Below are 6,329 nucleotides of genomic sequence, written 5' to 3' on the forward strand. Positions count from 1 at the left end.
ATACAGGTCTCTTGCAACCTGTCGGGTTTGCCAATCTCGCTGGGCAAACAAAAAGTGCACGAACATAATTTTCGTGCACCCCTTGATTAACGGAGCTTAACAGGACATGATGACAAACTCATGACGATAGTTATTCAACACCCACTTATAAGCCAACACGTCAATCGGGCTTAAAATGACGTTAATTAGCTTTGCTTAATGTCATCAGAAAATACATACACTCATCAAACGTTAGCGCAAGAAAGCCTGATAGAGGTTTGACTGCCGCGCTTACTCGGGCATCAACCCCATCGATTTGGCATACTGTACGATGTCCATCATGACCTCGAACTGATCCAACTGTGACACCATGGACAGATACGGAATCACGTCCGTCTTAAAGCGGTGCTTGAGGCTCGGTTCACCCCCGCCTAGCGCGGGGTGAGGGGCCAAACCATACACCTCGTGTGACTGCAACGGCCCAAACTGCTGTTGGCAATAGGCCAGCTGCTTGATAAAGGAAGCGTTATCTTCCCGATCGGAGTCGAAAGAATTTAATTGGATAAAAAATTCAATCGCGGTCACAAAATCATCTTTTTCCCGTCGATCGATGCTCGGAAAAATGCGTAAATACTCCATGTCGATGGTTAAGGTTGACTTGGTGTGTGTGCCCATCACCGCTAACTCACCAAAGGCGTTGCGTCCCACCACTAAAAAATCATCCACCGCAGCCAAATCCGTGCCCTCTAAGCACTGGGCTAAAATGTCTGCGTAGTCCATGGGATTCACAAAGTGATAACTCCCCTGTTCGAAAGACGCAAAGCCGACCTTGTCCCAAATATAAAACAAAGTCTCTGGCAACACCGAACGGTACTGCGCAATAAAGTCTCCATCCGGCTTGTCACCGATGGAAAAATCGGTATAGGTACTTTCGATGTACTCCAGGTTTTCTTGAACTTTATTGATCGCTTTTTGACTTAACATCATGAACAAACCTCCAATGCTATATTTAATAATTCATCATCCGGCAGATGCTTGACTGCCTCATCAAGGGATTCTACCCGACTCAGTTGCCCTTTTTCTTTCCTATTCCAGCTGGAACCAATCGAAGAGTTCACATTGGATAAACCCAACTTCTCTGTTTTAGAGTGTATACCGCCTAACACCTGATCAGGATCGTGTAAAACCGCCAAAGTTTCCATGATCTCATAACTCTCAGTTTTGGCTAACGCTTTGGCTTCGTTTCGATTCATACCAGATTCTTCATACTCTCCACCCCGTTTTTTCGCTATCTCTTTTCTATGCTTCTCTCGGAGTTCCGCATGATTGACGCTACTGCCGCGTCCATGTTTCTTATAGAAATCACGGCCTTCCTTGTACTCTTTAACCGTCATGTTCTTTAGTGCAGCCTCTTGATTACTAAGCTGACTTTCGGTTTCATCACGTAAGTACTGTTGCTCTGTTTTATGTTTCGATCCCTTTGGATAGTCTTTGTTGATATTTTTCCTAGCCGCCGCTCTCGCATTAGGGGTATTGACTGGTTTAAAACATTTGACCCGATGTGGTTGCATGCGGGCTCGTTTAGGACCTCGAATTTTGCCACCCGGAGGCGATTTTGCTCTCCCTTTACCTACAATCCTCACCGCCTTATCTGTCATTTTACCAACCGTCGCCGTCGAACCAACGACTGGAATCATGGCAGCAGCCGAAAGAGCGGCATTTGTCTTATCACCTCTCGCTAAATAAATCAGTGCATTTGTGCCATCGGCTACTTCGCCAATCGCAGGCACCATACCAGCCACATCTAATGCTAAATGCGTGGCCTCCCATGGATTATTGACAACCCAAGCCGCGCCATCCGCTACTTTATCACTTAGCCAACTGGAGCTATCTGCCATATTGTCCCAAGCTCTACCAAAAAAACCTTTCTCTTCTACTGTCTCACCGCTCAACTGAGGATTGGCAGTAGCTGGTGTATTAGAAGATGGGACAGGTTGCCTCGTAACGCTGCCTTTGGTATTTCCTTGGTTCATTTAAGCACCGTTCATCCAAGCAAGATCGTTATGTCGGATAATCCTTTTCTTATTAACGCGCACACTCTGACTGTGCTCATCAAAATAACATTTTCCGCCCACGGTACCGCTTTTGATTCCTTTGGCCACACCTGCTTGAGCACCAAGCGTTGTCGCCACATAGCTGTGATCTAAAATAACAGCCTCCTCCCCATTAAGTCTCACGTTTGGACTCATATGTTTTGCCGCTGACAAATAAGCGACCACTGGGTATGGAACCGGCGGTGTCGAAGAACCAACTGGTGTTTTACAAACATCTGGCACAATGGAAATAATCATCCATTGCTCGCTCTTACGGGCCATAAAGTCATCTGCCATCTGCTCTATCCTTTAATCGTCAAAAGAGGGGCTTCTGGATTCACTTCAAAACGCGCCTCTATAACGCGTATATCTAACTCCGTAGGAAGCTGGATGCGATGCGTCAATAAAACATGATTCTGCTCAGGCTCAATAATGACCGTATCAATGTTGAGCATGACAGGAATAAACGCACCGTTATTCATTCGAAGCAAAATAAAGGCGCGATGGGTTGGCAGCTCAATCTCCCACGAACAAGTACCAGAAAGGTTAGTCAGCGCTATCTTCATGTGATTAGGAGGATAAGGAATTTGCTGATCTTCTGGCGCTCCGTTCCAGTAGGAAAAATCAAAGTCCTTAGGCAAATAAGGGTGACGGTGATTGAGCCACTCTGCATCATAGGTACCCGCGAGTGCCCGCCTTCTTTTAGTCGCTCTTGAAACAAAGCCTAAGCCAGCAGGAATAAATTCTGGTGTGTTACGTTGACGTTTCAGCTGATTAGCAAAACTGTCTAAAGTAAATGGATGCTCTGGATTTAAAATTCGAGGAGCAGTAAAGCTTATGCCTTCCTTAATCGCATCAACATACCACCGCTCAGCAAATCCGGTGCCGATAATATTATCTTCAAATGCCGTATGAGCAATGGGCGGGTTTGCCTCAGGATGCTCTGCCAACGCTGCTTCGCTAAGCCTGTCTTCATCTTGCAGTGCATCCGCATAAGGGCTATTTGTATAGATTTTATTCTCACCACCAAAGGCATATTGATAATCAATAGGCAGCGTAAGAAAAGGAGTTATCTCTGATTCTTCTAGCTTTGATGCATGGTAACGGTACGTTTTTTCACCTTGAACAATCAAGGTTTTGTCTAACAAAACGTGCCCACTACCATCTGTCATCACTACGTTAACTGGAAACGACACCACTGGCTCTACGCCCGGCACATAGGCAACTGCGTTAACAATGACATCACATAAAGGCTTATAGGGCGCAAAATCACTTTCATAACGAATAGATGAACGATTAACCTCCCCTGTGAATTCATCTTGTACGCATAGCGAGGGGTAGTGATTTTCATCAATCACACATTGACGGTTTTGCAACGAGTAAGCCACCTTCATCGCCACCACATGAAACGCTTGATCATCAACATCAAGCATCTTGTAGCACGCCGAATCAAAGGGGGTCAGGTTTCTAAATTCCACAACCTACCCCATTTAGTTAAGATCAATGTCTTGACCGTTACCGCTACTGATCTGTACGTGACCATCTGCTTCAAACTCAAAACGGACGCCTCTGATACGCACCAGACCATCGGGATGCAATTGAATGCTAGCTGGACCACATTGCCACTCAATCAACTGACCAGCCTGAACCCGCAGAATATCACCAACTTTTTCCTCGCGATTTTGACCAATTACCGTGATCTCATCACGATGAACTTTTTTTATGCGATCTTGTTTCACACATAATGTTTCATTGCGCTTCACTTCGGTATCCATATCCCGTTCAGCACGAAGGTATATCTGCTCCTGCCCCATTTTGTCCTCAAAACGAAAAATATTAGCAGTACTTCGGTCTCCGTCGGGACTAGAGCGCGAGAAAAAACCCATCTGCGTGGCATTTTCTGGTAAAGACCAAGGTGGTTCACTGCCTTGGTTATACACTCGTCCAGTAATCATCGGATAGTCCGGATCACCATTTAAAAAGTCCACAATCACTTCATCACCAACTCGGGGAATTTGAATCGCACCATGATTAGCCCCTGCCCAAGGGTGACTCACTCGAATCCAGCACGAACTATTTTCATCGCTTTGCCCATAGCGATCCCAGAAAAACTGAACTTTGACTTGACCCAGATCATTAGTCCAAATTTCCTGTCCCTTAGGGCCCACCACCACAGCGGTTTGCGGACCATAGGTTTTCGGTTTAGGGTGTTGTAGTGGCGGATAATAGGGTTCATCAGCGCGTTGCACCGTCAAATACAGCTCAGCAATACGCCCTGCGCGCTCCTCCTCAGTAGAATGATAGGGATTCTCTCTGAGGTTAAACCGAGTTTCTACCACCAAATAAAGCTCATTTTCTTCATGCCGTGGGTAACCACGTAACGTAAAGCGTGCTCCAGTCGTCAAGCCAAGAGCGGTGCTTAAGCAGGTTTTCTGATGCGCTAAATAATTAAAATAATGCAGGCGACGCTCGGCGTGATAACTACCCATATCCAAGTCACAGTAATTACCAGGCCATTCATAAACTTGGGTCATAGGTAAGTACTTGTCAGGATGCTGCGAATTGTAGCGTAAATCCACATTGGGTTTACGGTAGTCGTAATGACTAGTTTCAAGGTGACTGCTATGTAGTCGCCGTACGCTTTGCCAGTCGCTGATATAGTGTCGTTTAGCGCGCAAACCCAAGGCCTCATCCGGAAGATAATCAATCTCTTCATAGCCCTCAATTAGAGGATGCGCTTCATTGCTATTGTAAAAATGCACTTCATGCCGATCGTCAAAATGCTTAAATTGATAATGAACACCTTCCAACTCTAATAAGCGACTGATAAAATTGAAATCTGATTCATCATATTGCACGCAATATTCACGCACCTCATAGCGTTGACTTTCTCTTAAGTGAAACTGACAAATCAAATTGTAGGGTTCAAGCACCTGCTCGATGATCTGTTGCGTACTCAAGTTCTGAAAGATCCGAAAGTTACGGTTCAAGGTCGCCAACCACAAGGTAGGACGCACCACCGCTTCATAACGCCAATATCGCTGCTCAGGGTCGGCTGCTCCCAGAAAAGCCCATTCGCTCACAAAACCATGCAGATACCGAGGCACACCAGGGGTGGCCAACTCAATACACAACGGCTGATTCAAACAGTCTTCATCTTTTAAAGACTGGGCGGGATGCAAAAGACGAATTTTAAAGGTATACAAATTCGACAGTCCCTCACTACCTTCGAGGGACTCAAAGAGAAAACCCGCAGACACATCATAATGAGAGGTCAAAGGCGGATTAAAATAAACCGTTGCAAGTCGTTCGGGCTGAAGCCAAGATAGAGTGGTCACTACACACCTGTACTTTCTGTCACTAAAAAAGTGCACGAACATAACCTTCGTGCACCCCTTGATTAACAGAGCTTAGCAGGACATGATGACAAATTCATGACGATAGTTATTCAACACCCACCTATAAGCCGACACGTCAATCCGGCTTAAAATGACGTTAATCAGCTTTGTTTAATATCATCAGAAAATACATACAGTCATCAAACGTTAGCGCAAGAAAGACATTAAGTAGCTTCAGTTTGAGTCAGCAGCCGCTCCTGAACATGTAAAACCGCCATGACCATAGTTAGTTATTCCTACATCCCCTGCTAGAGGTTTGACTACTGCATTTACTCCGGCATCACCCCCATTGATTTGGCATACTGCACGATGTCCATCATGACCTCGAACTGATCCAACTGCGACACCATGGTCAGATACGGAATCACGTCCGTCTTAAAGCGATGCTTAAGGCTCGGCTCACCCCCGCCTAGCGCCGGGTGAGGGGCCAAACCATACATCTCGTGCGACTGCAATGGCCCAAACTGCTGTTGGCAATAGGCCAGCTGTTTGATAAAAGAGGCGTTATTTTCCCGATCGGAGTCAAAAGAGTTTAACTGCGTAAAAAACTCTATCGCGATCATAGAATCTTCTGTTTCCCGCCGATCGATGCTCGGAAAAATACGTAAATACTCCATGTCGATGGTTAATCGCGACTTAGTGTGTGTGCCCATCACCTTTAGCTCACCAAAGGCGTTGCGCCCCACCACTAAAAAATCATCCACCGCAGCCAAATCCGTGCCCTCTAAGCACTGCGTTAAAATGTCTACGTAGTCCATGGGGTTCACAAAGTGATAACTCCCCTGTTCGAAAGACGCAAAGCCGACCTTGTCCCAAATATAAAACGGGCCTGTAAATAATTTTGTGTAACTTCCTTTAA

The 6,329-nt window shown here is 45.8% G+C and carries 6 protein-coding genes; all 6 read right to left on the reverse strand.

The genetic code is table 11. The features are described from left to right. Positions 1-270 precede the first annotated feature (270 nt). Complete coding sequence (locus HMPREF3144_RS09180) at positions 271-966, reverse strand: GAD-like domain-containing protein (protein WP_070477561.1); 696 nt, start codon at positions 964-966, stop codon at positions 271-273. After that, positions 963-1,877, reverse strand: a complete 915-nt coding sequence (locus HMPREF3144_RS09185; protein WP_141742768.1) for a polymorphic toxin type 15 domain-containing protein — start codon at positions 1,875-1,877, stop codon at positions 963-965. The genes HMPREF3144_RS09180 and HMPREF3144_RS09185 overlap by 4 nt, the downstream gene beginning before the upstream one ends. Before the next feature lie 135 nt (positions 1,878-2,012). After that, a complete protein-coding gene (locus tag HMPREF3144_RS09190) occupies positions 2,013-2,369 on the reverse strand; it encodes a DUF4150 domain-containing protein (RefSeq protein WP_070477565.1) in 357 nt (118 codons plus the stop codon). Between the two features lie 5 nt (positions 2,370-2,374). Then, positions 2,375-3,550 (reverse strand): DUF2169 family type VI secretion system accessory protein, encoded by a 1,176-nt coding sequence (locus HMPREF3144_RS09195; protein WP_070477567.1) that lies wholly within the window; start codon positions 3,548-3,550, stop codon positions 2,375-2,377. Between the two features lie 12 nt (positions 3,551-3,562). Beyond that, positions 3,563-5,410 carry a type VI secretion system Vgr family protein gene (locus tag HMPREF3144_RS09200; protein WP_070477569.1) on the reverse strand — a complete coding sequence of 616 codons (1,848 nt, stop codon included), beginning with the start codon at positions 5,408-5,410 and terminating at the stop codon, positions 3,563-3,565. 329 nt (positions 5,411-5,739) lie between these two features. Then, positions 5,740-6,329: GAD-like domain-containing protein (locus tag HMPREF3144_RS09205; protein ID WP_141742769.1), on the reverse strand; the 590-nt coding region annotated here is incomplete at its 5' end.

It is taken from the genome of Oligella sp. HMSC05A10 (assembly GCF_001808335.1).
GTDB classification, from domain to species: domain Bacteria; phylum Pseudomonadota; class Gammaproteobacteria; order Burkholderiales; family Burkholderiaceae_B; genus Oligella; species Oligella urethralis.